The organism is Undibacterium sp. Ji83W (assembly GCF_049340385.1).
Classification (GTDB): Bacteria; Pseudomonadota; Gammaproteobacteria; order Burkholderiales; family Burkholderiaceae_D; genus Undibacterium.
Map to the genome: position 1 here is coordinate 193,026 of NZ_JBMPOZ010000006.1, position 21,396 is coordinate 214,421.

20 protein-coding genes are annotated in these 21,396 nt (G+C 51.9%); 10 read left to right on the forward strand and 10 right to left on the reverse strand.

The features are described 5' to 3' along the window. Window positions 1–35 precede the first annotated feature (35 nt). On the forward strand, window positions 36–1,292 hold the full coding sequence (locus tag ACO0LD_RS12810) for a hypothetical protein (protein WP_423007299.1): 1,257 nt from the start codon (window positions 36–38) through the stop codon (window positions 1,290–1,292). 140 nt (window positions 1,293–1,432) lie between these two features. Here ACO0LD_RS12810 and ACO0LD_RS12815 read toward each other — a convergent pair whose 3' ends face one another. Both ACO0LD_RS12815 and ACO0LD_RS12820 read right to left on the reverse strand, forming a co-directional pair. Then, window positions 1,433–2,131, reverse strand: a complete 699-nt coding sequence (locus ACO0LD_RS12815; protein WP_423007301.1) for an L-2-amino-thiazoline-4-carboxylic acid hydrolase — start codon at window positions 2,129–2,131, stop codon at window positions 1,433–1,435. Window positions 2,132–2,430: 299 nt separating this feature from the next. After that, the gene (locus tag ACO0LD_RS12820; RefSeq protein ID WP_423007303.1) at window positions 2,431–3,357 is read right to left on the reverse strand and encodes a LysR family transcriptional regulator; all 927 of its coding nucleotides are present in this window, start codon (window positions 3,355–3,357) and stop codon (window positions 2,431–2,433) included. A gap of 122 nt (window positions 3,358–3,479) precedes the next feature. Between ACO0LD_RS12820 and ACO0LD_RS12825 the strand changes: the two genes are divergently transcribed. The 4 genes from ACO0LD_RS12825 (at window position 3,480) to ACO0LD_RS12840 (ending at window position 7,330) form a co-directional block, all read left to right on the forward strand. Further along, window positions 3,480–3,761, forward strand: a complete 282-nt coding sequence (locus tag ACO0LD_RS12825; protein ID WP_423007471.1) for a hypothetical protein — start codon at window positions 3,480–3,482, stop codon at window positions 3,759–3,761. 88 nt (window positions 3,762–3,849) lie between these two features. Then, window positions 3,850–4,179: a hypothetical protein gene (locus ACO0LD_RS12830; RefSeq protein ID WP_423007473.1), complete on the forward strand. Its 330-nt coding sequence runs from the start codon at window positions 3,850–3,852 to the stop codon at window positions 4,177–4,179. 562 nt (window positions 4,180–4,741) lie between these two features. Further along, window positions 4,742–6,673 carry a putative bifunctional diguanylate cyclase/phosphodiesterase gene (locus tag ACO0LD_RS12835; RefSeq protein WP_423007305.1) on the forward strand — a complete coding sequence of 644 codons (1,932 nt, stop codon included), beginning with the start codon at window positions 4,742–4,744 and terminating at the stop codon, window positions 6,671–6,673. 69 nt (window positions 6,674–6,742) lie between these two features. Next, entirely contained in the window at window positions 6,743–7,330 is a 588-nt protein-coding gene (locus tag ACO0LD_RS12840) for a YdcF family protein (RefSeq protein WP_423007307.1), read from the forward strand. A gap of 120 nt (window positions 7,331–7,450) precedes the next feature. Here ACO0LD_RS12840 and ACO0LD_RS12845 read toward each other — a convergent pair whose 3' ends face one another. From ACO0LD_RS12845 to ACO0LD_RS12855, 3 genes are all read right to left on the reverse strand, one after another. Then, window positions 7,451–8,254, reverse strand: coding sequence for an arylamine N-acetyltransferase family protein (locus tag ACO0LD_RS12845; protein WP_423007309.1), 804 nt, complete (start codon window positions 8,252–8,254; stop codon window positions 7,451–7,453). Beyond that, the gene (locus tag ACO0LD_RS12850; RefSeq protein WP_423007311.1) at window positions 8,244–8,759 is read right to left on the reverse strand and encodes a flavodoxin family protein; all 516 of its coding nucleotides are present in this window, start codon (window positions 8,757–8,759) and stop codon (window positions 8,244–8,246) included. Before ACO0LD_RS12850 ends, ACO0LD_RS12845 begins: the two co-directional genes overlap by 11 nt. A 155-nt stretch (window positions 8,760–8,914) precedes the next feature. Then, window positions 8,915–9,877, reverse strand: coding sequence for an NAD-dependent epimerase/dehydratase family protein (locus ACO0LD_RS12855; RefSeq protein WP_423007313.1), 963 nt, complete (start codon window positions 9,875–9,877; stop codon window positions 8,915–8,917). A 176-nt stretch (window positions 9,878–10,053) separates the two neighbouring features. On the opposite strand from ACO0LD_RS12855, the gene ACO0LD_RS12860 reads away from it, so the two are divergent. Next, window positions 10,054–10,977 (forward strand): LysR family transcriptional regulator, encoded by a 924-nt coding sequence (locus ACO0LD_RS12860; protein WP_423007315.1) that lies wholly within the window; start codon window positions 10,054–10,056, stop codon window positions 10,975–10,977. Here the strand turns inward: ACO0LD_RS12860 and ACO0LD_RS12865 are convergent. The 5 genes from ACO0LD_RS12865 to ACO0LD_RS12885 all read right to left on the reverse strand — a co-directional run bounded on the left by ACO0LD_RS12865 (window position 10,974) and on the right by ACO0LD_RS12885 (window position 15,787). Further along, window positions 10,974–12,380 (reverse strand): hypothetical protein, encoded by a 1,407-nt coding sequence (locus ACO0LD_RS12865; RefSeq protein WP_423007317.1) that lies wholly within the window; start codon window positions 12,378–12,380, stop codon window positions 10,974–10,976. The two genes, ACO0LD_RS12860 and ACO0LD_RS12865, sit on opposite strands and share 4 nt — an antisense overlap. 7 nt (window positions 12,381–12,387) lie before the next feature. Continuing rightward, complete coding sequence (locus tag ACO0LD_RS12870; protein WP_423007319.1) at window positions 12,388–12,708, reverse strand: hypothetical protein; 321 nt, start codon at window positions 12,706–12,708, stop codon at window positions 12,388–12,390. A 34-nt stretch (window positions 12,709–12,742) separates the two neighbouring features. Next, window positions 12,743–13,210 carry a GNAT family N-acetyltransferase gene (locus ACO0LD_RS12875; protein ID WP_423007321.1) on the reverse strand — a complete coding sequence of 156 codons (468 nt, stop codon included), beginning with the start codon at window positions 13,208–13,210 and terminating at the stop codon, window positions 12,743–12,745. A 160-nt stretch (window positions 13,211–13,370) separates the two neighbouring features. Then, complete coding sequence (locus ACO0LD_RS12880) at window positions 13,371–14,678, reverse strand: NCS2 family permease (RefSeq protein WP_423007475.1); 1,308 nt, start codon at window positions 14,676–14,678, stop codon at window positions 13,371–13,373. A 200-nt stretch (window positions 14,679–14,878) separates the two neighbouring features. Further along, window positions 14,879–15,787, reverse strand: coding sequence for a LysR family transcriptional regulator (locus tag ACO0LD_RS12885; RefSeq protein WP_423007323.1), 909 nt, complete (start codon window positions 15,785–15,787; stop codon window positions 14,879–14,881). Between the two features lie 211 nt (window positions 15,788–15,998). On the opposite strand from ACO0LD_RS12885, the gene gcl reads away from it, so the two are divergent. From gcl to ACO0LD_RS12905, 4 genes are all read left to right on the forward strand, one after another. Then, complete coding sequence (gene gcl / locus ACO0LD_RS12890) at window positions 15,999–17,774, forward strand: glyoxylate carboligase (protein WP_423007325.1); 1,776 nt, start codon at window positions 15,999–16,001, stop codon at window positions 17,772–17,774. Between the two features lie 108 nt (window positions 17,775–17,882). Further along, window positions 17,883–18,662, forward strand: coding sequence for a hydroxypyruvate isomerase (gene hyi, locus ACO0LD_RS12895; RefSeq protein ID WP_423007327.1), 780 nt, complete (start codon window positions 17,883–17,885; stop codon window positions 18,660–18,662). A 204-nt stretch (window positions 18,663–18,866) separates the two neighbouring features. After that, entirely contained in the window at window positions 18,867–19,754 is an 888-nt protein-coding gene (glxR, locus tag ACO0LD_RS12900; protein ID WP_423007329.1) for a 2-hydroxy-3-oxopropionate reductase, read from the forward strand. 315 nt (window positions 19,755–20,069) lie between these two features. Then, the gene (locus ACO0LD_RS12905; protein ID WP_423007331.1) at window positions 20,070–21,338 is read left to right on the forward strand and encodes a glycerate kinase type-2 family protein; all 1,269 of its coding nucleotides are present in this window, start codon (window positions 20,070–20,072) and stop codon (window positions 21,336–21,338) included. Window positions 21,339–21,396: the final 58 nt, after the last annotated feature.

Below are 21,396 nucleotides of genomic sequence, written 5' to 3' on the forward strand. Positions count from 1 at the left end.
CAGCTCAACAAGTAGCAAACTCCAGGGAGCATTTCATGAAGTCCGTATTCAAAGCAGCCGTGCAACTCGTATTTTCATTCCTGTTTCTTTTTGCCGGTAACAGTTTTGCGCAAAGCCCTGCGCTGCCAGCACCCGACTGTGCAAGCAAACTGCCAGTCGCCAAAAGCCACACCATTGCTTACGTTAATCAGAATCAATCAGGGCAGATTACGTTCTGGGAAAGTGATAATTTCTGTTATGCCGACAAGGCAGTTTGGTGGGAACCGGGTTCCGCTGCCTACCTGACCCAACGCGCTTCTGTCTACAGCCCGGTTGATCCAGCGACTGATCCGGTGGGTACCAAACGACCGGTCATTATTTTTACCCATCCTAACGGCCAGACAGAAAAGTTCATATTCAAGGACAGCAGTACACCTAGCGACAACCCTTATGCGAAGTCGACATTATTCCAGAGTGTGCTGGTGCAGGCATTGAATGCTGGTTACACCGTGATCACACTGGAATTCAGGCATCCGGTTGCATCCTATGACGTCAACATCAATCCCGCTCCTGGTAATACCGACATTCGCGACGGCATACAATTCATGCGCTACAACGCAGAACAGTTGCATATAGACCCTGACAACCTCTTTTTGGTAGGCCAGTCACGCGGTTCATTGAATATGCTGTGGGGTATCAAGGATAATGCGGCCAGCAGCGATGCCCAACGTCCATGGCGTTCAGCGTCTTCAAAAGCCAGTGCCATCTGGGACTACCAGGCACAGACTTGTTATGACCGTGCCACAGTTGAAAATACTTTTGTGCTGCCCTCTTCTTATGCCGTCTTTGAAGCGGATCCAAAGTTCCCGCAACCACCGGGCTACAAGGCTGGCTGCTCACTGGGTGCAGTGGGAAATTCTTCTTCCATTCCACCCATGGTGCTGATGTACGACGAAGCACCGGCGAGTGTCAGTGCAGTGAGCTTGCAGAATTATTGTTCTACTGACTGGCCCAATCAGTATTGCTGGAAAAAATTGAAATGGCATGATGCAGATAACATCTGGAATACCTGGTTTGATGAACATGACGCCAACTTTGGCGTGGCGATGAACCAGGCATATGGCAGCGCTGGTGCCAGTACAAAAATACAGGCTTGCTATGGCGTTGCCATCACCTACGATGATCCCTCAGGTCCATGGAATGGCTATCGCGGTTTCACCAATTTCTTTGATCAACACCGGACTGTGCCAGTATTGAATGCTGCTGCTCCTTTCCAATGTCCGCAGGTAAAGCATACACCGCCCAATGCATGAGTTACTACTCCAGGCTTGCCCCAGTCCAGGGAGCAAGCCTGGGGAGGCTGCAACAAATGAACTTGCAGTCTGGCCGCCATTTCGCATCAGTCATAACGCCCTGGCCAGGGGGCTTCGTACCAAGGCAAATGCAAACATCTTTAAGCTTTAACGGCTCGCGGGAGCTGCGAGAATCGGAAGTCGCAGTGGCTCGCGCCGCCAGCCAGGGTTTGTGTCCTTTCCAGGTGGATGCCTCGCGCTGCATAGGCAACGAAATCCAGCCCACAAATGTTCGGCAAGATTTCTTTATCTCCATGACAAGCGGCGAATTTGCAAAAGCCGCAAGCTTTGTAGTTGATGCCAAATTCAAAGTCGTCACCCGGACCCGGTTCGACGAAATCGTAAACAAAATCTCCCGGAAACTCTTCCTGATGGTTTTTTGTCGCGCTTTGTGTGGCATGTTCGCGCAGCAAAGCCTGATTCTCTGACGACATGAATTGACGTCCTGCGGCGAGACGTTCCGCTTGGGGCACGGTGAGCAACTGCGCCTTGTAGGTTTCTCGCTCGATGTCGCCGATCACGGACAGCGACACGCCGTGTCGCCGCAGCACCCGGCTGATGGCCATAAAGCCCATGAGCCGCATGAAGAAATCGCTCATACGACTTGCTGCACCGCCGACATAGGGCATTTGGGTGAGCACGATGTCGAATTCGCCCATCACCTCCTGCTTGATCCCATCAATATTGACCAGATGCGTGCGCTCGCACAACATCGCTTCAGCAAGGTCAAGGCGATGGCGCATGGCGGCCTCCATTGCTACGCGATGCGACTCGTAAAAGGGATGGATGATTTCAGACATCGGACGCCTTTCTGACACAATTAGCCTATGACATACTTACTGGACAACCCATCACCATATTATCACCAAAAAAATTTGCCAGGACCGACTCCCCGATGGTTCTCTTTTCCCTCTACCAGACAGGTTTTATGAGATTCAATGATCGTCAAGCGGGTCAGCCTGTCCATTTGCTTTTCTTGCAAAAAGGGATGGCCGATGTGAACGTATGCCCTCACCCGCATTGCTTGCATATCGTGTTGACGGTTGATTGCCGGGAGATACTGAGCTTTTCATATGCGCACCAAGGGTGCAATCTGATTCTACACTTGCCAGCCCGATCCGGTCCCGCCGATGATCCGCGGAACAACCTTGCGAAGGTGGTTGGCAAATTCAAGCAAGTGAGGTGACTGGTGGCCAGTGCGCGACCAGGTTGCTTCAAAGCTGATCGTGACCTTGTGGCCAGATTTGTCGGTGATCGGAGATGAAGCCTGCCCGCTTGCTGTCACTTTCGATTGTGGCAGTATCGCTGATCCGATACCCAATGCAGCCCACTCCTCCAGCACCTGGTAGCTCATGGCTTCGCCAGAGTATTCCTGGAGCTTGCGACGCTGGCTGCGAAACAAGGCGCGGGTCGCGCGCGACAATCCGCAGGCGTCTGGCACCATGACATAGGTTTCATTTGCAATGTCTTTGAGTTGTACCGAATGCGGGGCTCGCCCGCCCGACCACACTGCGCATCGGGGGATGAAGATCAGCGGTTCTTCATACAGGAATGTAGCGACCCACGCTCCTTTGTGAACATTTGCCACGCCAAAAACAAAATCCAGGAGACCTTCACCCAGCATGCGGTAAAGGTCCGTCATGTTCATCTCGCGCAGCACCACGTCAACGTCAGGGTTGCGCAGACGGAACGGCTCTATCATCAGGCCCAAGAGGTTTGCACTGATCAGCGGCGACGTGCCGATGCGTATCAAACGCTTGTCTGGATTGAGGAAAACCTGAGTCTGCTGAACCAGGCTGGCCTGCGCGCTCAGCACTTCATTAATGTAGGGCAAGACGTGCAGCCCAAAGGGTGTCAGCGCGACCTTTCGGGTCGTGCGAACGAACAAGCGTTCTCCCAACTCGTTTTCCAGTTGCGCGATGCCGTTCGACAGCGTTGGTTGGGTCACGCAACATTCCGCCGCAGCGGCCGTGAACGAACCGGTGGAAGCGATGGCACTGGCAAAGCGAAGTTGGCTGAGATTCATTGATCATTTATAGCATATATGAATGAATTATATGCGAAAAGACAATTTCCGAATGAATCTGGGAATCAGTAAGCTTCATGCATGTCGGCATCCTGCTGGCGGAAATCTCAAGGAGAATGAAGATGGTTTATTTGCAAATCGGTCTGGATGTCGCGGCGAAGGATAGGCCCGCGGCTGCTGCGATCTACACACAATTCAAAGGCTTGTTCCTGGATCAGGTGAAGGGTGCTTTTTCCAAGGACCTGTTGATCCGGGATGAGGACGTGCAGGTCTTGCACAGTTTCGATTCGGTCGAGAGCACCAGGGCCTACCTTTCCAGCACACTCTTTAACGAAGACGTGGTGACGGCACTGAAACCGCTGTTGCAAAGTCCTCCTGATGTGCGTATCTACGCTGCAGCCTGAGTCACCGAAAACTGCCCCCGCATCATTTCACCAGGAGAACCTCATGACGAACAGCTTCCAATACGCGATGATCAAATCTTTATCTGCCATACTTGTCGCATCAGCCTTCGCGGTACCAGGCTTTGCATTTGCCGAAAAGGCCTACCTCGAAATCACGCTCAAGGTCGATCCAAAAGACCGGGCTGCTGCCGCAGCGATCTACTCGAAACTCAAGCAGCCATTCCTTGGCAAAATTCCGGGTGCGAAGTCGAAGGAGCTTCTGGTCCGTGATGACGACGTCCAGGTGCTGCATGGGTTCACCACCCGAAAGCAAGCCGAAGCTTACCTAAGTAGCGACCTTTTCACGAAGGATGTTGTAGTCAGCCTCAAGCCTTTGCTAAAAGCGGACCCCGAGGTCCGGATTTATTCGGCTGACTGACGCGCACTCGTAATGAGACGGAACGATGACACATCCAAAGGCATCGTACTACACTCGGCTGGGTTGCATTGGTAGCCCAGTCCAGTGACCGGTGTCTTGTGGCATTTGCTTGCAATGACGTCGGCGAACATGCCCGGGCCACCGCTATCTTTCGTTCTGAGCCAGGCGAGGTGTTTCCGTCCTATGCGCTTTTGCAGACGAGGAGATCATGGTGCTTGATGAAGAGTTCGCGGATCAGCGCGGCATCGATCCTGGGATGACGAGTTTTGATGCAGTCAGGTGAATACGCCCTGATTTTGACGGTTTTCCAACATGTAGCAAAATATTTCAAAATTAACATTGCAAATACTTTAATTTTGTAAAAAATGCACTAAACTCTAGCATCAAAGCCAGCGCACAGGGGCTAGCACTCGTGAGTAATCAATTTCTAGCATTTGGAATATTTTTTATGATTGCTGCCGATCAATAATTCCTGAAACTGGCTATTGCCTCTGCACCTCTGCGAACACCGAGCTGCGTCCATATCAATTGATGTTGGGAGAGCCTTGCGATGAGACTATTGATGCCACATTCTGCAATATTAAAGGGCGTGCTCGGCATGCTGGCCCGGCATGAGCTTAGCGCCAATCAGCGCAAGCCTCATGTCAGGCTGCTTATCTATGTGGCCTTGCCGTGTGCACTGTTGCTGGCGCTGGCAAATTATTTGCAGTCTGGTTATCCCCTGCCTGGCATGATCGTCGCCATCACGGCCCTGCTCATGTTGGGAACCGCTTTTTTCCTCTCCAGCCAGGAAAAATTGCTGGCATTGGCCGAATCCCTGCTCTTGCTGTTTGCCCTGCTAGCCAGTGTTGCCCTGGGTTTGCTGGGCGGCATTGCAGGTAGTGGTATCTTGTGGATTTATGCTTTCCCCTTCCTGGCATTGTGGCTTAAAGGCCAGAAACAGGGCGCGCAATGGAGCCTGGTATGGCTGCTCGCCATGGCATTCAGCATGCTGGCGGGTAGCAGCATTTTCCCTTTTGCCTATGCCTACGATGAAAAGTTCGTGCTGCAAGCCAGTGCGGCACTGCTGTTTTATTCGGGCATTGCGCTGGCCTATAATTTTAGCCGTAGCCAGCTGGAAGAAAAACTGTATGTCAGCGAGCAAGGCATACAGGCCAAGACCCGTGACTACATGGCCAAACTGGAACAGGCTGCCTATCAGGATGGGGTAACTGGTTTGCCCAACCGCCTGCGTTTGCTGGATATTCTGGGCAGGGAAATCAGCGCCGCCCAAGAGCGTGGTCATACCCTGCTGGTGGCACATATACGCCTGAAAAAGATGTTCGAGACGGCCAACATCATAGGTACAGATGCCAGCGATAAACTGATACGCAATATAGCTGCAACCATGACAGCCACGGTGGGTTCACGCGGTATATTTGCCCGCATCAGGCGCGACGAATTCGTCTGTATCTACCGCAAGCATTCAGAAGATATCAGTGCGACGGAAATCATCAAGGACGTGCTGGCCTTTCGTCTCGAATACAAAATCAATGATTATGCAATTCATATAGACCATACCATCGGTGTTGCCAGCTTCCCCAGCCATGCAGGCGACGCTGAAAGCCTGTTGCGAAAGGCGGCGCAGGCCATGTTGCAGGCGCAGTTTGCCAATCAGGGCCTGGCTTTTTACGATGAAAGGCTGGATCAACAATTCAGCAGGCAGCAACTACTCTTTGCGCAATTGCATGAAGCCCTGCAAAAAGGCGGACTTAGCCTGCATTACCAGGGCCTGATTGATTTACAAAGCGGTGCCGTCATCGGTGCTGAAGCTTTGGCGCGATGGATAGATCCGGTATCCGGCCCGATAGCTCCCTCAGAATTCATCCCCATTGCAGAAAAATCTGGCCTCATCAAACCATTCACGCTGTGGGTCATGCGTGAAGCCTTTGGCCAGCTTGCCAGATGGCGTGCCGAAGGTCTGGACCTGTTTGTCTCTATCAACCTGTCATCACGGTCAATACTGGACAAGCAACTCGTCGATGATTTGTGCGGCTTGCTCAAGGAATTCAATTTACCTGCCGAATACGTAGTGCTGGAACTGACCGAGGCCAGCTTTGCCGATTCACCAGAAACTGCACTGCAAACCATTTTGAGCCTGCACAAACTGGGCTTCCGCCAGTCTATTGATGATTTTGGTACAGGTTACTCTTCACTGTCCTACCTCAAAAACCTGAAGATAGATGAACTCAAGATAGACCAGAGCTTCATGCGCAGCATGGCAACAGATGCCAGCAGCCGTGCCATTGTGCAGTCGACCATACAACTGGCGCATAACCTTAATCTCAAGGTAGTGGCCGAGGGCATAGAAAACGCCAAAACCGAGCAACAACTAAAAGACATGGGCTGCGACATCGCCCAGGGCTACTATTATTGCAAGCCCATGCCTGCCGATGTATTCAACCAGTGGGCACGCTCATGGCAAATTAATCGCAGGGCAGTGTTGTCGGCTTGAGAGCTTCTTTTTGCAATCCCCTGTGAAAAGGCTTAGCATGCGGGTTCGTCTCCATTATTTGCCATTCCCATGCCCTATTCACTGCAAAAGAAAATCAAACAATTCAGCCTTGGTTTGCTGATCTGCCTCATGTTCATGGCGGCTGCCATTTCTACCCTGGGTTTGCGGGACCAGGTCGTGGTAGCAGATGTAGTGGTGGTGCCGGGCAATACCGTTAATCCTGATGGCAAGCCATCAGAGCGCCTGCGTGGCCGTCTGGACGCGGCGCTGCGTTTGTATGCTACGCAGCAATGCAAAGCCATCCTCGTCAGTGGCGGTGTTGGTGAAGAGGGGCATGATGAAGCCGCCGTCATGAAAAAATACCTGGTCGATCATGGGGTGCCAGACGCAGCTGTCTACACCGATAATCAGGGCATCACCACTTTTGCCACGGCAAAAGCTGCAGCAGCCCTGATGAAGGAGAAAAACTGGAAAACCAGCATGCTGGCCAGCCAGTTTTTTCATATAGCCCGTTTTCAGCTGGCGATGAAGAAGTATGGCGTGACGCCAGTAGGGCATGTGCATTCTACGCATTACGAAGTGCGGGATGCCTATTCGCTGGCACGCGAGGTGCTGGCGTATTTTGAGTATACGTTCAGTAATCCGCAGGTGCAGTGAGCTTGCGGGGATACAGACTTAGTATCTGTTGAAAGCCATATTGTCAGATTCAGGGTAATCGTAGTAACGTCATTCTACAGGGGGGCGTTAATACGATTTCAGGGGGAAGAAAAATACTTTCTAGGCATGCCTTGCCAATAGTTTCCCAATCTTCGCATCCTTTGTCAGGTGCATCCCAAAATACTCCAGCAACATCGCCCTGTATTCATCTTCACCATGAATAGTATGTACGTGCCGCCCCACCCCATCCGTGACTATGCACTTGTTATTAGAGATACTGACGCGCCCCGCTAAAGTAGCAATAGAACAAATCGATTTTTGCGTAAAATGCGATAAAGGTGAAGTCTGCTGATACTCACACATTTCAAAAAAATCTTCTATCGCATGAGCCTGCAAACTGAAGCGGTATTGTGCATGCCCTGTACCATCATCCTTAGCCTGCATGAGTACATAATGACTCTCACCATCCGCAAGCAGATAATAATGCAGGCCAAGTTCATGCACACCCTCACTACCTAATCGCAGGGGCCTACGGAAGCAATCGCCAAAGCCCACATCGGCCAGATAGTCTTGCCCATCCAGATGCACCAGCAAAAGCATGTGGTCAAAGTCTGGCCCATACTCCTTGCCGTTATGGACGCGCGCCGCCAAGCGGCTGACGGTAAATCCTAATGTTTCCAGTAACAGGGCAAAAGCCTGATTCAATTCATAGCAAAAACCGCCACGGCCCTGGAGCAATAATTTACCCAGCAAGGCATCCGTCGATAAATCCAGTTTCTTGCCAAGGCTGATATCGAGGTTTTCAAAAGCAATCTGTTGCAGATGTGCCTGATGCAAAGCTGTCAGCGTCACCAGATCCACGGCGCGTGAACCATGATATTCCAGTCTGCGCAGATAAGCATCGACTTGCGTTTCATTCAGCATGCAGAGCCCCCGTGAACCTGTCCAAGACAAGCGCATGCTCGGCATGAATGAATTCATCCTGACAGCTTGCATACAACATGCCTTCATATCCCATGCCGAGATAATCAAAAGTATGCTGAAACACTTGTTCAAAACAGGCAGCAGGTATGGCATCGTAACCGGTGCTTAGCACTGCGGCTTTCTTTGTGCGCAATTGCCGCCCCAGGTCTTTTTCAATTTTCAACAAGTCGGAAATCCTGTCCATGAAAGTTTTCATGACAGCACTGGGTGCATACCAATAGATGGGCGTTGCCAGTATGACGCGGTCAAAGCTGAGTACCTGTTTCATCAGCGTCAGGAAATCATCGTCGCGGTTCTTGAATTCATAATCAAAAGGGGCGATCTGATATTGATTAAGATCGATGATGCTGGCTTTGAGTTTGCTGGCAACGGCGATGGCGAGTTCAGCAGTATTACCTGTGCTTCTGGAGCTGCCAACGATAATGACGGTGCGGGTTTCAGGCATGGTTGTAATACACAATCAACAAGAAAGAAACCTGAATATACTCCGGTATGGCAATCCTTGCATTTCTTGCAGACCAGGCCCCTGCCGCAACTAAGCAAGTGACCTGTATCCATCGAAAGCAGTTTCATTTACTTATGCTTTTCTCTGCCAAGAAATCAGTTAATGGTTTGTGGTTTATTCACATAGCCACGCAAGGCATCCTGCAAACTGCTGGTCGATATCTTGCCGAGTAAATGCTCCAGTTTATCGCCATGCAATTGATGCGGACGTTGCCACAGATAGCGCATTTTGATAGCGGCACGCAGCATGGGAGAAAACCAGCCTATGCCCTGCATCAACAACCAGGGCATGGCTTTGGCTTTCAAAGAACGGCCACTCAATTGCTCCAGTGCGACATGCACGTCCTTGCCAGTAGCAGTAATACCGGGGTAATGCATGGTGTCAAATGCGGGCAGGCGCTCACGCTGCTCGGCAACGCGTACAAATGTCGTGGCCAGATCAGGCAGGTAGGCCCAGGCATGTGGCAAATCATCTGGCCCCATGTGGGTAACCACGCCTTTGGTGAGTGACTTGGTGATAGCCATGTCCAGCCAGGTGCCAGTGCCACCGATAAAATCACCCGCGCGTAAAATCACGCAGCGCAACCCTTGCTGGGTGGCAGCAGCCAGGGTTTCTTCCATGGCGACGCGTTGTGCCGCCTTGGAAGTATTGGCGACAAAGGGAGTATCTTCCGCCAGCACCGCTGGCAAATCAGCCCCGAAGTTATATACATTGCCAGGCACCATCAACAAAGCCTGGGTGGCGGTGGCGATGCGTATGACAGCATCTGTGGTTGGCGGCAACAGAGTGTCCCAGCGGGTATAGTCGGGATTAACAGCATGTATCACCACATCCACGCTGGGTACGGCAGTCAGTATGCGGGCAGTATCAAGTACATCGCATTGCAGGAACTCTATATTTTGTACTGGCTTGTCATAGCCAACTGAACGTGCCTGGGCTATCACGCGCCAGCCTGCTGCGGCAAAAGCCTCAACCGCAGCCTGTCCCAGGCGGCCTTTGGCACCGAGTACCAGTACTGAGGGTGATTGAGCATTGCTCGTTTTAGATGCAAGATTCATGAAAGGCTCCGGTGATGCGCTTGTTGGCAAAAATAAGTAATGCAGGCATTCTCAATCTGGCAGGATGTATTTACAATCGACATAAATACATAAGTTCTATTCAAATTTGAATGCCTTGATTTGCATTTTTTCGCCGTTTTTTGCGTATCTTTTGCCTGTCCTCATGATGGAGTAACATGTCCAAGCACACTTTCGACCCAAGCCAGACTGACTGGAACCTGATACGCAGCTTTGTCGCGGTCGTAGAGCAAGGCTCGCTGACACGGGCTGCCGAGGTGCTGGGCCTGAGTCAGCCCACGCTGTCTCGTCAGATTGCAGAACTGGAAGGCAGCATAGGTGCGGCCTTGTTCGAGAGAGTGGCGCGTGGCCTGAAATTGACCAGTATCGGTGAAAACCTGGTCGAACCTGCCCGTTACATGATGGCGGCAGCGCGCTCACTGGGCATGGCTGCGGCAACCCAGGATAATGGCTTGCGCGGTACGGTCAGGATCACCGCGAGCGAGATGGTTTCCGGCTTTGTCTTGCCAGTCTTGCTACGCCAACTGGCTCAGTTGCATCCGGAAATCCAGATAGAACTCGTCGCCAGCAACCAGGTCAGCAATTTGCTGGAACGTGAAGCCGATATCGCCATACGCATGATACGGCCAGCACAGTCTGCCCTGATTGCCCGTCATCTGACAGACTGGCCTATAGGCATGTATGGACACAAAGATTATCTGGCAGGCTTGCCAGTCTTGCCATCAAAAAACCAGACAGCTACACTGGCGCTGATGCAAAAATTTCGCTGGCTGGGGCTGGATCAATCCGACCAGTTTATCGCTGGCTTTCGTGCGGCTGGCATACAGATAGACCGCAGTTTCTTCGACTTCCGTTGCGATAACTATCTGGTCAACTGGCAAGCCATACAGCAAGGCCTGGGTATAGGTATTGCCATGCGCTGGCTGGCAGAGCGAAATGCTGACCTGGAACAGGTATTGGTAGAACAGGAACTGCCATCCCTGCCGGTATGGCTGACTACGCATAGGGAACTCAAATCCAGCAAGCGCATACGGACGGTATTTGATTTTCTGGCGGAAGGTCTGTTACAACACCGGTTTTAGCAACCACACATCAAGTACTGATCAATATCGAATAAATACCAGCGCCCGCCTGCATTGACGAATATCACTCGGTATGCGGGCTGATGGGTGACGCTGTCGAGCATTACCCCTCGGTGCCAGGCTTCGGCGATGACAAAATCTGCGATACCATCCTTGTCTATATCTATGGTCGTGATGCTGGCCTGCGAAAAATGCTCGAAGGTATTCGACTTCGCTTTACTATCGTATTGCAGTTTGAATGGTGCTTGTGTCGTCACTTTCGCTGAACCATGCAATGGTGGCAGATCGGTGCGAGTATAGAAATACAGAATCGCTTCATCTTTGGTACTGGGTTTCAAACTTTCCAGCTTTCTTTGCGCCAGACTCTTTACAGGTTCAGCTTGATCTTCAGATCCTATGAAGCGAAAACCCTGTTTGCAGCTATCCACACCCAGGCTATATTTCAAATCCGAGCTTGCCGATTTGATGCGGCCATCCAACATCAGCATATTTTTTATAACGGGCTTTTGCAGGAATACATCGACCTTGCCCAGATCCCACCAACCGATCACATTGATGCCTGCAGGCTCATAGTTATCCCAGTAAGGGCCGCTGACAGGCTTGATCGCATACGGTATCTGATATTGCCTGGATATTTCTTCGGGGTTGGCAGAAGGCCTGCCCAGTTCATCCAGTGATTTGAAATACGAGGGCGCAGCTGCTGGCAAATCCAGCTGCCGCAACATGACCAGCACCCCAGTATAAAACAGGGATGAATGCAAACGAACGGTAGCGTCTGTCGTTTTTTTACCTGGTATTTCTTCCGACTTTGCCAGTTTCAATAATTCTTCCCATGGAGCCGGTGGTTTGAAATAGGGTGAAGCTGGTTCGATGACACCCGCCATCATTCGCTGCTTCATGGCTTCAAATTCAGGGATAGGGAAACGCTTTAGCTCTGGCCGTTTGTCCCAGACAAACTTGCTGTCTACTGTCTCCAGCAACTTTTGCTGTGGACTGAGCATGGTTTCCTGGAAATAGGAACCGGCATCTTGCAAGCGCCTGAAGCTGGGGGCCATCCAGAAAGTGCGCGCCGGGAAGTAATTCGTGCTTTCGCTGCTGCGGTTATAGCTATCGACAAAATCTTCTAGCCGCAAAGCCTTGTCTCCCAATAAATTACAGGCAATAAACCCCTGTTGCCCCTCACCCCAGGTGATGGCACAGAATTTCGCGCTGGATGCAGCGGCATCCATTTGCACCTGCGTATTTGCGACCAGATGCGTCAGCACTTCAGCATTCGCTTCTGGTTTTGCGCGCACATTGACCCAGGAGCCATGTACCCAGCGTGTTTCACCGGCTTGTGCCTGCCCGAAATTACAGAGCAGGCCAGCGACCAATAATAAAACAGAGCTAAGGGATTTTCTCATTGTCACTTCAGGCCATGGATTGCACATACTCAAACGCGGCCTGTGCCAGTGTGGGAAATTTCTTGCCATGCGTTGCGCTCAGTGCCACCCATTCTTTCATGGGGCGGCCTTTGCCTGAGGGGTCCCATAACACAGCGTCAGCCAGTGCAATCGCCTTCGCATGGGCATCACCTGTCAATTTGAATACTACCGTCTCTTTATGCAATGCGACAAAGGCTTTGCCATTGATTTTGAGACATACTTTGCCAAACATCTGACCGGGTTCTGCTGAGGCTGCTGTCGTCAGTTTGTTGACCAGTTTTTCATATTCGGCCTGTGCATCGCTCATGTTTCACCTCATCGCATAATCTGCTCATGCTAACTCAACTGATGGTAAAAACATAGGATCGGTTTGCCCCTGATTCAGGCGCGGGGTCAGGCGCTGGCATCCAGCCCAGCGACTCGTAAAGGCGGATAGCGCTGTGCATACTGTCCCAGGTGTCGAGATACAGGGTTTTCAAATCCCTTTGTTTCGCTTGCGACATCAATGCTGTCAACAAGCTGCGCCCTATGCCTTTGCCACGATAGCGGTGATCAACATGAAAGCCAAACACTTTTGCCTCTTGCGTATTTACCATTTCAAGAGCCTCAAGCGCTATGCAGCCACACACCTGCTGATCAAATTCGGCAACCAGCTCGATGAGATTTTTACTGGTGGGCAAACCCGCTGAACCTATGGCGGCATCCAGGCCATCAAATTCAACCACGAGATTGAAACTGGCAAGTGATTCCTGCACCAGCCTGCGTATCTGCAGATTATCTGTCTCGCCCGCACTTCTTACGACTAACATGATTACTCCATCTGACTAATTTAATCCTGATCCTCTTGTCAGAATATGATGGAGTATGCAGCAAATATTATATGGTTCTCTGCTTCGCAAAAAATATCACAAAAAAAAACAGCGCAGTTTCCTGCGCTGTCTTCAACCGTAGTTTCGTTTTATACTTGCTTCAACCTGCACCGAGATAAACGAATTTGAACAGGAATATTGCAGCTATCGCCCAGACAATGATCTTGACCTCTTTGGCACGTCCACTCAACAATTTCAGGACAGCAAATGCAATAAAACCAAATGCTACACCGGTTGCAATCGAATAAGTAAAGGGCATCAACAAAGCAGTGATGGCTGCAGGTACGCTTTCTGTGGTGTCTGTCCAGTCGATTTCAACCAGTTCACGCAGCATCAGGCAAGACACATAGAACAGGGCAGGAGCGGTAGCACAGAATGGAACGACGCTAGCCAGCGGCGCAATAAACAAGCAGGCCAGAAACAGCAGACCAACAGCCACGGCGGTCAAACCTGTACGGCCTCCTGCTTCCACACCGGCCGCGCTTTCTATATAAGCCGTTGTGCTGGAAGTACCCAAAAAAGAGCCTGCGACGATGGCCGTACTGTCAGCCAGCAGTGCCTTGTTCAGTCTTTCCATTTTGCCGTTGACCAGCAAACCGGCACGGCTGGCAACGCCCATCAAAGTACCTGTTGCATCAAACAATTCCACCAGAAAAAATACCAGTACGACATTCAGGATACCAACGGAAAGTGCCCCCATGATATCCAGCTTGAACAGTGTAGGATCGAGCGAAGGCGGCATGGACACAACACCGTGGAAGGTATTACCGGCAAAGAAAAAACTTAATACCGTCACGCTCAGTATGCCGATCAGGATTGAGCCTTTGATACGGTAGCGGTCTAGCGCCACGATGAGGAAGAAACCCAGTATAGCCAAAATGGGCTGTGGCTTGTGCAAGTCACCAATACCAACCATGGTAGCGGGATTGGCAACCACAATGCCGGAATTTTTCAGTGCGATCAGACCCAGGAACAAGCCTATGCCCACCGTGATGGCGGTACGTATGGAATGCGGTATGCCATTGACGATCATCTCGCGCAGGCGGAACACACTGACTGCTACAAACAGGCAGCCCGATATGAAGACCGCACCGAGAGCCGCCTCCCACGGTATGCCCATGCCCTTGACGACTGCATAGGTAAAGTAGGCATTCAAACCCATGCCTGGTGCCAGCGCCATGGGATAGTTGGCATACAGGCCCATGATCATGGTACCGATTGCGGCAGCCAGACAGGTGGCGACAAACACGGCATCCTTGGGCATGCCAGCATCGCCAAGGATAGAGGGATTGACGAAAATGATATACGCCATGGTCAGGAAAGTCGTCAGACCCGCCAGTAATTCTGTACGTACATCGGTACCGTTTTCTCTTAATTTGAAAAATTTGTCGAGAAAGGAAAGCTGCACAGGGCTGTGACTGACAGGCCTGTTGCTATCTTGTGCAGCCGGAATTTGCTCGGAAGTTAACACGTTTGTCTCCTCAATTTTGGATATACCAATTGAACATAATTAGAATTTGTGAAAGGACGATATCCTAATTTTTTCAAAGTCCAAGCTGAGGAATATCTATAGATGCTATTTGAATTTGAATATGTGTATGGTTTTCATTAACTCTTTAACCAATAATCTGGCTGCGCGTAGATTGCTTTCAAAGCATCAATAAAAAACCTGGTCTTCACAGGCAAATGCCGTTGTTGCGGGTACACAGCGACGATGTCGTATTGTGGCAAGGCATAATCATCGAGCACGGTAATCAATTCGCCAGAGATCAGTTGCGACTGTATCTCCCAAGAAGAACGCCAGGCCAGACCCAGGTCTTCGCATGCCCAACGATGTAGTAGTTCGCCATCATTGCAATCCAGATTGCCAGCCACCTTGATGGTCACAGGTTTGCCGTTTTGCTGGAAATACCAGCCGCGCTGTTGCCCACCCTGCAAGTTGAACGCCAGGCAATTGTGTTGCGCGAGGTCTTCCAGTGTGCGCGGTATGCCATGTCGCTCAAAATAGGCTGGCGTGCCACAAACCACACGGCGGTTGCTGGCCAGCTTTACGGCGACGAAATTGGGGTCGATATTGCCACCTATGCGTATGCCCAGGTCATAACCTTCACGTATCAGATCGACCACCCTGTCAGTCAGGTTGAAGGAAATCTGTACGGCAGGATTGGCTTTGACGAATAGCGGCGCATGCGGTGCCACATGCTTGCGCCCGAATGCAGCGGGGGCTGAGACGATAAGATGGCCGGTGGCCTTGTGTCGTCCTTCAGATACCAGTTGATCGGCATAGCCAAGGTCTGCCAGCAATTTGCGGCAATGATCGAGGTAGACCGTACCCTGCTCTGTCAGCGTCAGATGACGGGTACTGCGGTGCATGAGCTTCACGCCCAGGCGCTTTTCCAGCGCATCAATGCGGCGGCCCAGCATGACCGGGGTAATGTTCTGGCCCAGGGCAGCACGGGCCAGGCTGCCTTTTTCGACGACATCGACGAAGGCTTCGATTTGGGTGAGTTTGTCCATTTTTGGTCCCGGCATAATTTGCTAAAACCCCTCACCACAGAGGCACGGAGGCACAGAGTTAGCACGGAGAAAATCTTGAGATGGTTCATTATTCCATACTTTTTGTATTGAATAAGGCGAGAATTTGTCGTCTTATCAGTCGCCCTTTTTGCCTTTAGCATGTGTTTCAAGATCTGCATACACACGACTAATAGCAAAACTGGAGAGCAAAATGGCAAAGATGACGGCTGCACAGGCGGCGGCTTATGTGTTGGAAAAAGAAGGCGTGCACCAGGTGTTTGGGGTGCCGGGTGCGGCGATTAACCCGTTTTATGCGGCACTTAAGAAGCAAGGAACCATCAAACACATACTGGCACGCCACGTTGAGGGTGCTTCCCACATGGCAGAAGGCTATACCCGCGCCCAGGCTGGCAATATCGGTGTCTGCATAGGTACATCCGGCCCGGCAGGTACGGACATGATTACCGGCCTGTATTCTGCCCAGGCAGATTCCATACCCATACTCTGTATTACTGGTCAGGCACCAAGGGCACGTTTATACAAAGAAGACTTCCAGGCTGTCGACATTGAATCCATCGCCAAGCCTGTCACCAAATGGGCGGTAACAGTACGTGAGCCAGCACTGGTGCCCATGGTATTCCAGCAAGCTTTTCATATCATGCGTTCTGGCCGCCCTGGCCCTGTGCTGATTGATTTGCCATTTGATGTGCAAATGGCCGAGATAGAATTTGACCCTGACACTTACCAGCCGCTGGAAGTGTATAAGCCCAAGGCCACCCGCGCCCAGATAGAAAAAGCGCTCGCCATGCTCAATGATGCAGAGCGCCCGCTGATCACCGCCGGTGGCGGCATCATCAACGCCAATGCCTCTGCCTTGCTGGTTGAATTTGCCGAGCTGACTGGCGTACCTGTCATACCTACCCTGATGGCCTGGGGGGCGATAGCGGATGATCACCCGTTGATGGTAGGCATGGTCGGCCTGCAAACCAGCCACCGCTATGGAAATGCCACCATGCTGGCATCTGACTTTGCGCTGGGCATAGGCAATCGCTGGGCAAACCGCCACACTGGTTCCATCGATGTGTTTACCAAGGACAGGAAGTTTGTCCACGTCGATATAGAACCTACACAAATCGGCCGCGTATTTGGCCCTGACTTTGGCATCGTCTCTGATGCAGGTGCGGCATTAAAACTTTTCATCGATGTCGCCAGGGAATGGAAAGCCGCAGGCAAACTCAAGGACCGTTCTGCCTGGGTAGCCGATTGCCAGCAACGCAAACGCACGATGCTGCGTCGCACGCATTTTGACAATGTGCCGGTGAAGCCGCAACGTGTTTATGAAGAAATGAACAAGGCCTTTGGCCGCGAAACCTGCTATGTCAGCACTATAGGCCTGTCGCAAATCGCGGCAGCGCAATTCCTGCATGTGTATTACCCGCGGCACTGGATCAACTGCGGCCAGGCTGGCCCTCTGGGCTGGACCATACCGGCAGCATTGGGCGTTTGCGCGGCTGACCCGCAGCGCCAGGTGGTTGCCATCTCGGGTGATTATGACTTCCAGTTCATGATAGAAGAACTGGCAGTAGGCGCGCAATTCAAGTTGCCTTACCTGCATGTGGTCGTCAACAATTCTTACCTGGGTTTGATACGCCAGTCGCAACGTGGCTTTGACATGGATTATTGCGTGCAACTGGCTTTTGAAAACATCAATGCACCAGAATTGAATGGCTATGGCGTCGATCACATCGCCGTCGTTGAAGGCCTGGGTTGCAAGGCCATACGTGTGACTGAGCCTAGCGCTATTGCGGATGCCTTTGCCCAGGCCCAGCGCTGGATGCAGGAGTTCCGCGTGCCTGTGGTCGTTGAAATTATTCTGGAGCGCGTGACCAATATCGCCATGGGCTCCGAGATCAACAATATCAATGAGTTTGAAGAGCTGGCGACGGAAGATGGTCATGCGCCGACAGCAATTGCCTTGCTCGATTAAACAGTTAGCCAAAAATTTCCAGGTGCCTGGCCTCCCCGTCTGGCACCCCGTGAACTCCCGTAGCTATGCTGCGGGAGGCTTACGGTCACTCATCTACAAGGATATGCGATGACCAGACTGGCCGCCAATCTCAGCATGTTGTTTACCGAACATGCATTCCTCGACCGCTTTGCCGCTGCTGCGCAGGCAGGTTTCAAGGCTGTGGAATTTCTGTTCCCCTATGCTTTTGAAGTAAAACAGATCGTAGAAAAATTGCAGGAAAATAATCTGCAACTGGTGTTGCACAACCTGCCCGCTGGCAACTGGGATGCAGGTGAACGCGGTATCGCCTGCCACCCTGACCGTGTCGAAGAATTCCGCCAGGGCGTGGATGTTGCCATCGCCTATGCAACAGCTTTGAATGTCACGCAACTGAATTGCCTGGTCGGCATACGTCCGGCGAATTTCAGTACACAGGAAGCAGAGCAAACCCTGGTCATTAACCTGCGCTATGCGGCTGACAAACTGAAGGCCGCAAATATCAGCCTGCTCATCGAAGCCATCAATACCTTTGACATACCCGGCTTCTTTTTATCCGGCACGCAACAGGCGCTGGACCTGATACGCGCTACCGGTTCAGACAATATCTTCGTGCAATACGATATCTATCATATGCAGCGCATGGAGGGTGAGCTCATCAATACCATCAAGAACAACCTGACCATGATCAAACACGTACAACTGGCCGACAACCCAGGCCGCTTTGAGCCGGGCACAGGTGAAATCAATTACCACACCATCTTCGCCGCACTGGACGACATGGGTTATCAGGGCTGGGTGGGTTGTGAATACAAACCGCAGAACGGCACTGTGGCTGGACTAGGCTGGATCAAATCGCACGGTCTCTAATATCTTAAGATCTTAAGACCTTAAGACCTCTCAACACAGAGGCACAGAGACACAGAGAAAGGCATGAGGAAAAACAAAAGCAGTATTTCATTCTCATTCCTTTTTTGAATGAAAGGGGTTTCTCTAAGTTTTTCCTCTGTGTCTCTGTGCCTCTGTGGTTAATGGTTTTCATCACTTACTAACATATTATCTGGAACATTTATCATGGCTAAAATTGGATTTATAGGTTTGGGTATCATGGGCGCACCTATGGCCGGGCATTTGCAGGCGGGTGGGCATAAGCTGTATTTGCACGACATCAAGAACCCGCCGTTTGAATTGATAGAACGTGGTGCCACCGTCTGTACATCGGGTGAAGAAGTCGCCAAGCGTGCGGACATCATCATCATCATGGTGCCGGATACACCGCATGTAGAAGCGGCGCTGTTTGGTGAAAACGGTGTTGCTGCTGGCCTCGACGCTGGCAAGATCGTGGTGGATATGAGTTCTATCTCACCGATTGCCACCAAGGACTTCGCAAAAAAAATCAATGCTCTGAAATGTGACTACCTCGATGCGCCAGTGTCCGGCGGTGAAGTCGGTGCCAAGGCGGCAAGCCTGACCATCATGGTCGGTGGCCCGGAAGCTGCCTTTGACAAGGTCAAACCCCTGTTCGAACTGATGGGCAAGAACATCACCCTGGTCGGTGGCAATGGCGATGGCCAGACCACCAAGGTCGCCAACCAGATCATCGTTGCGTTGAACATACAGGCGGTGGCTGAAGCCCTGCTGTTTGCATCAAAGGCTGGTGCCGACCCGGCCAGGGTCAGGCAGGCACTGATGGGCGGCTTTGCTGCATCGCGCATACTGGAAGTGCATGGTGAACGCATGGTCAAACGCACCTTCAATCCCGGCTTCAGGATAGAGCTGCATCAAAAAGACTTGAACCTGGCCTTGCAGGGGGCAAAAGCCTTGGGTGTCTCTTTGCCAAATACCGCGGTGGTGCAAGAATTGATGAATGCCTGCTCGGCGAATGGCATGCGCGGTCTTGATCATTCAGCCCTGTGCCGGGCGATAGAGATCATGTCGAATCATGAGATTGCCAAGGCTTGATCGTTGTTAGCCTTTAACGGTGGATGCACGAAAAAAATTCACCTGGCAATGTCCTGTTTAAAGGCATACTTGATTTTGGCTCCTTCCCTTTCAAGGGGAGATTTGTGGGAATTCGCAAAGCATGCTTTGCGCCACAAATTTCCAAGCCGCTTGCAAGCGGCGCGGTGGAATGGTTGGGATGGGGATGGGTTTCTTTTGCAAATTCATTTGCCTTTGATCGACCGCACCCCATCCTCACCCTAACCCTCCCCTTGAAGGGGGGGGAATGAAGTCCCAAGTTTTTTAAGCATCACCCGTTTTCAAGAAAGCCCCGAAATGATCGCCCTAGCCCCACGCCAGTTCTTGCTCGACCTCTACACCAGCGCCGTTGCCGCCGTCAGCGCAGAGAAGTGCCTACCCGCCTTTTTGCCAGCACCACCAGTAAAAGGCAGAACATTGGTCATCGGTGCCGGTAAAGGCGCAGCAGCCATGGCCAAGGTAGTGGAAGATCACTGGCAGGGTGAACTCTCGGGCCTGGTGGTAACACGCTACGGCCACGGTGCAGACTGCCGCAAGATAGAAGTGGTAGAAGCTGCCCACCCTGTGCCCGATGAAGCAGGCAAGCAGGCTGCTGCACGCATACTGGACATGGTGCAGGGGCTGAGCAAGGATGACCTGGTACTTTGCCTGATTTCTGGCGGTGGCTCAGCCTTGCTGGCCCTGCCTGCAGATGGCATCAGCCTCGAACAGAAGCAGGCCATCAACAAGGCCTTGCTGAAAAGTGGTGCAGCAATTTCAGAAATGAATTGCGTACGCAAGCATTTGTCGGCCATCAAGGGTGGCCGTCTGGCACTGGCTTGCGCCCCGGCACGGGTGGTGACCTTGTTGATATCTGATGTACCCGGTGATGAACCCGGCATCATCGCCAGCGGCCCCACCCTGCCCGATGCTACGACTTGTGCCGAGGCGCTGGCGATCTTGCGCAAATACAACATCGCTATTCCAGCAGAAATCTTGCAGCATCTGGAAAGCGGTAAGGGTGAAACACCCAAGCCGGATGACGCACGTTTTGCAGGCCACAGCCATCATGTCATTGCTACTGCTCAAGAGGCACTGGAAGCCGCCGCAGCCACGGCACGTGCAGCAGGCATCACGCCCTATATTTTGTCGGATGGCATAGAGGGCGAAGCTCGCGATGTTGCTCTGGTGCATGCAGCGCTGGCCAAGCAGGTAGCCAAACATGGCCAGCCATTCCAGAAACCCTGCGTATTGATTTCTGGCGGTGAAACCACGGTCACTGTGCGTGGCAAGGGACGTGGTGGCCGCAACGCAGAATTTTTGCTGAGCCTGGCAGTTGCACTAGACGGCCATGCAGATATCCACGCCATCGCCTGTGATACTGATGGCATAGACGGCTCGGAAGACAATGCCGGAGCGGTGTATGCGCCAGATTCAATCGCCCGAGCAGTAGCAAAGCAGATACGCGCCCGCAGCCTGCTGGAGAACAATGATGGTTATGGATTTTTCAGCGCACTCGATGACCTCGTCGTCAGCGGCCCTACACGCACCAACGTCAACGACTTCAGAGCCATCCTGATCTTGTAAGACACAATCTAAATATTCAAAGGCAGCAAAACCTCACGGCGCATCGCGCCGCGATGGC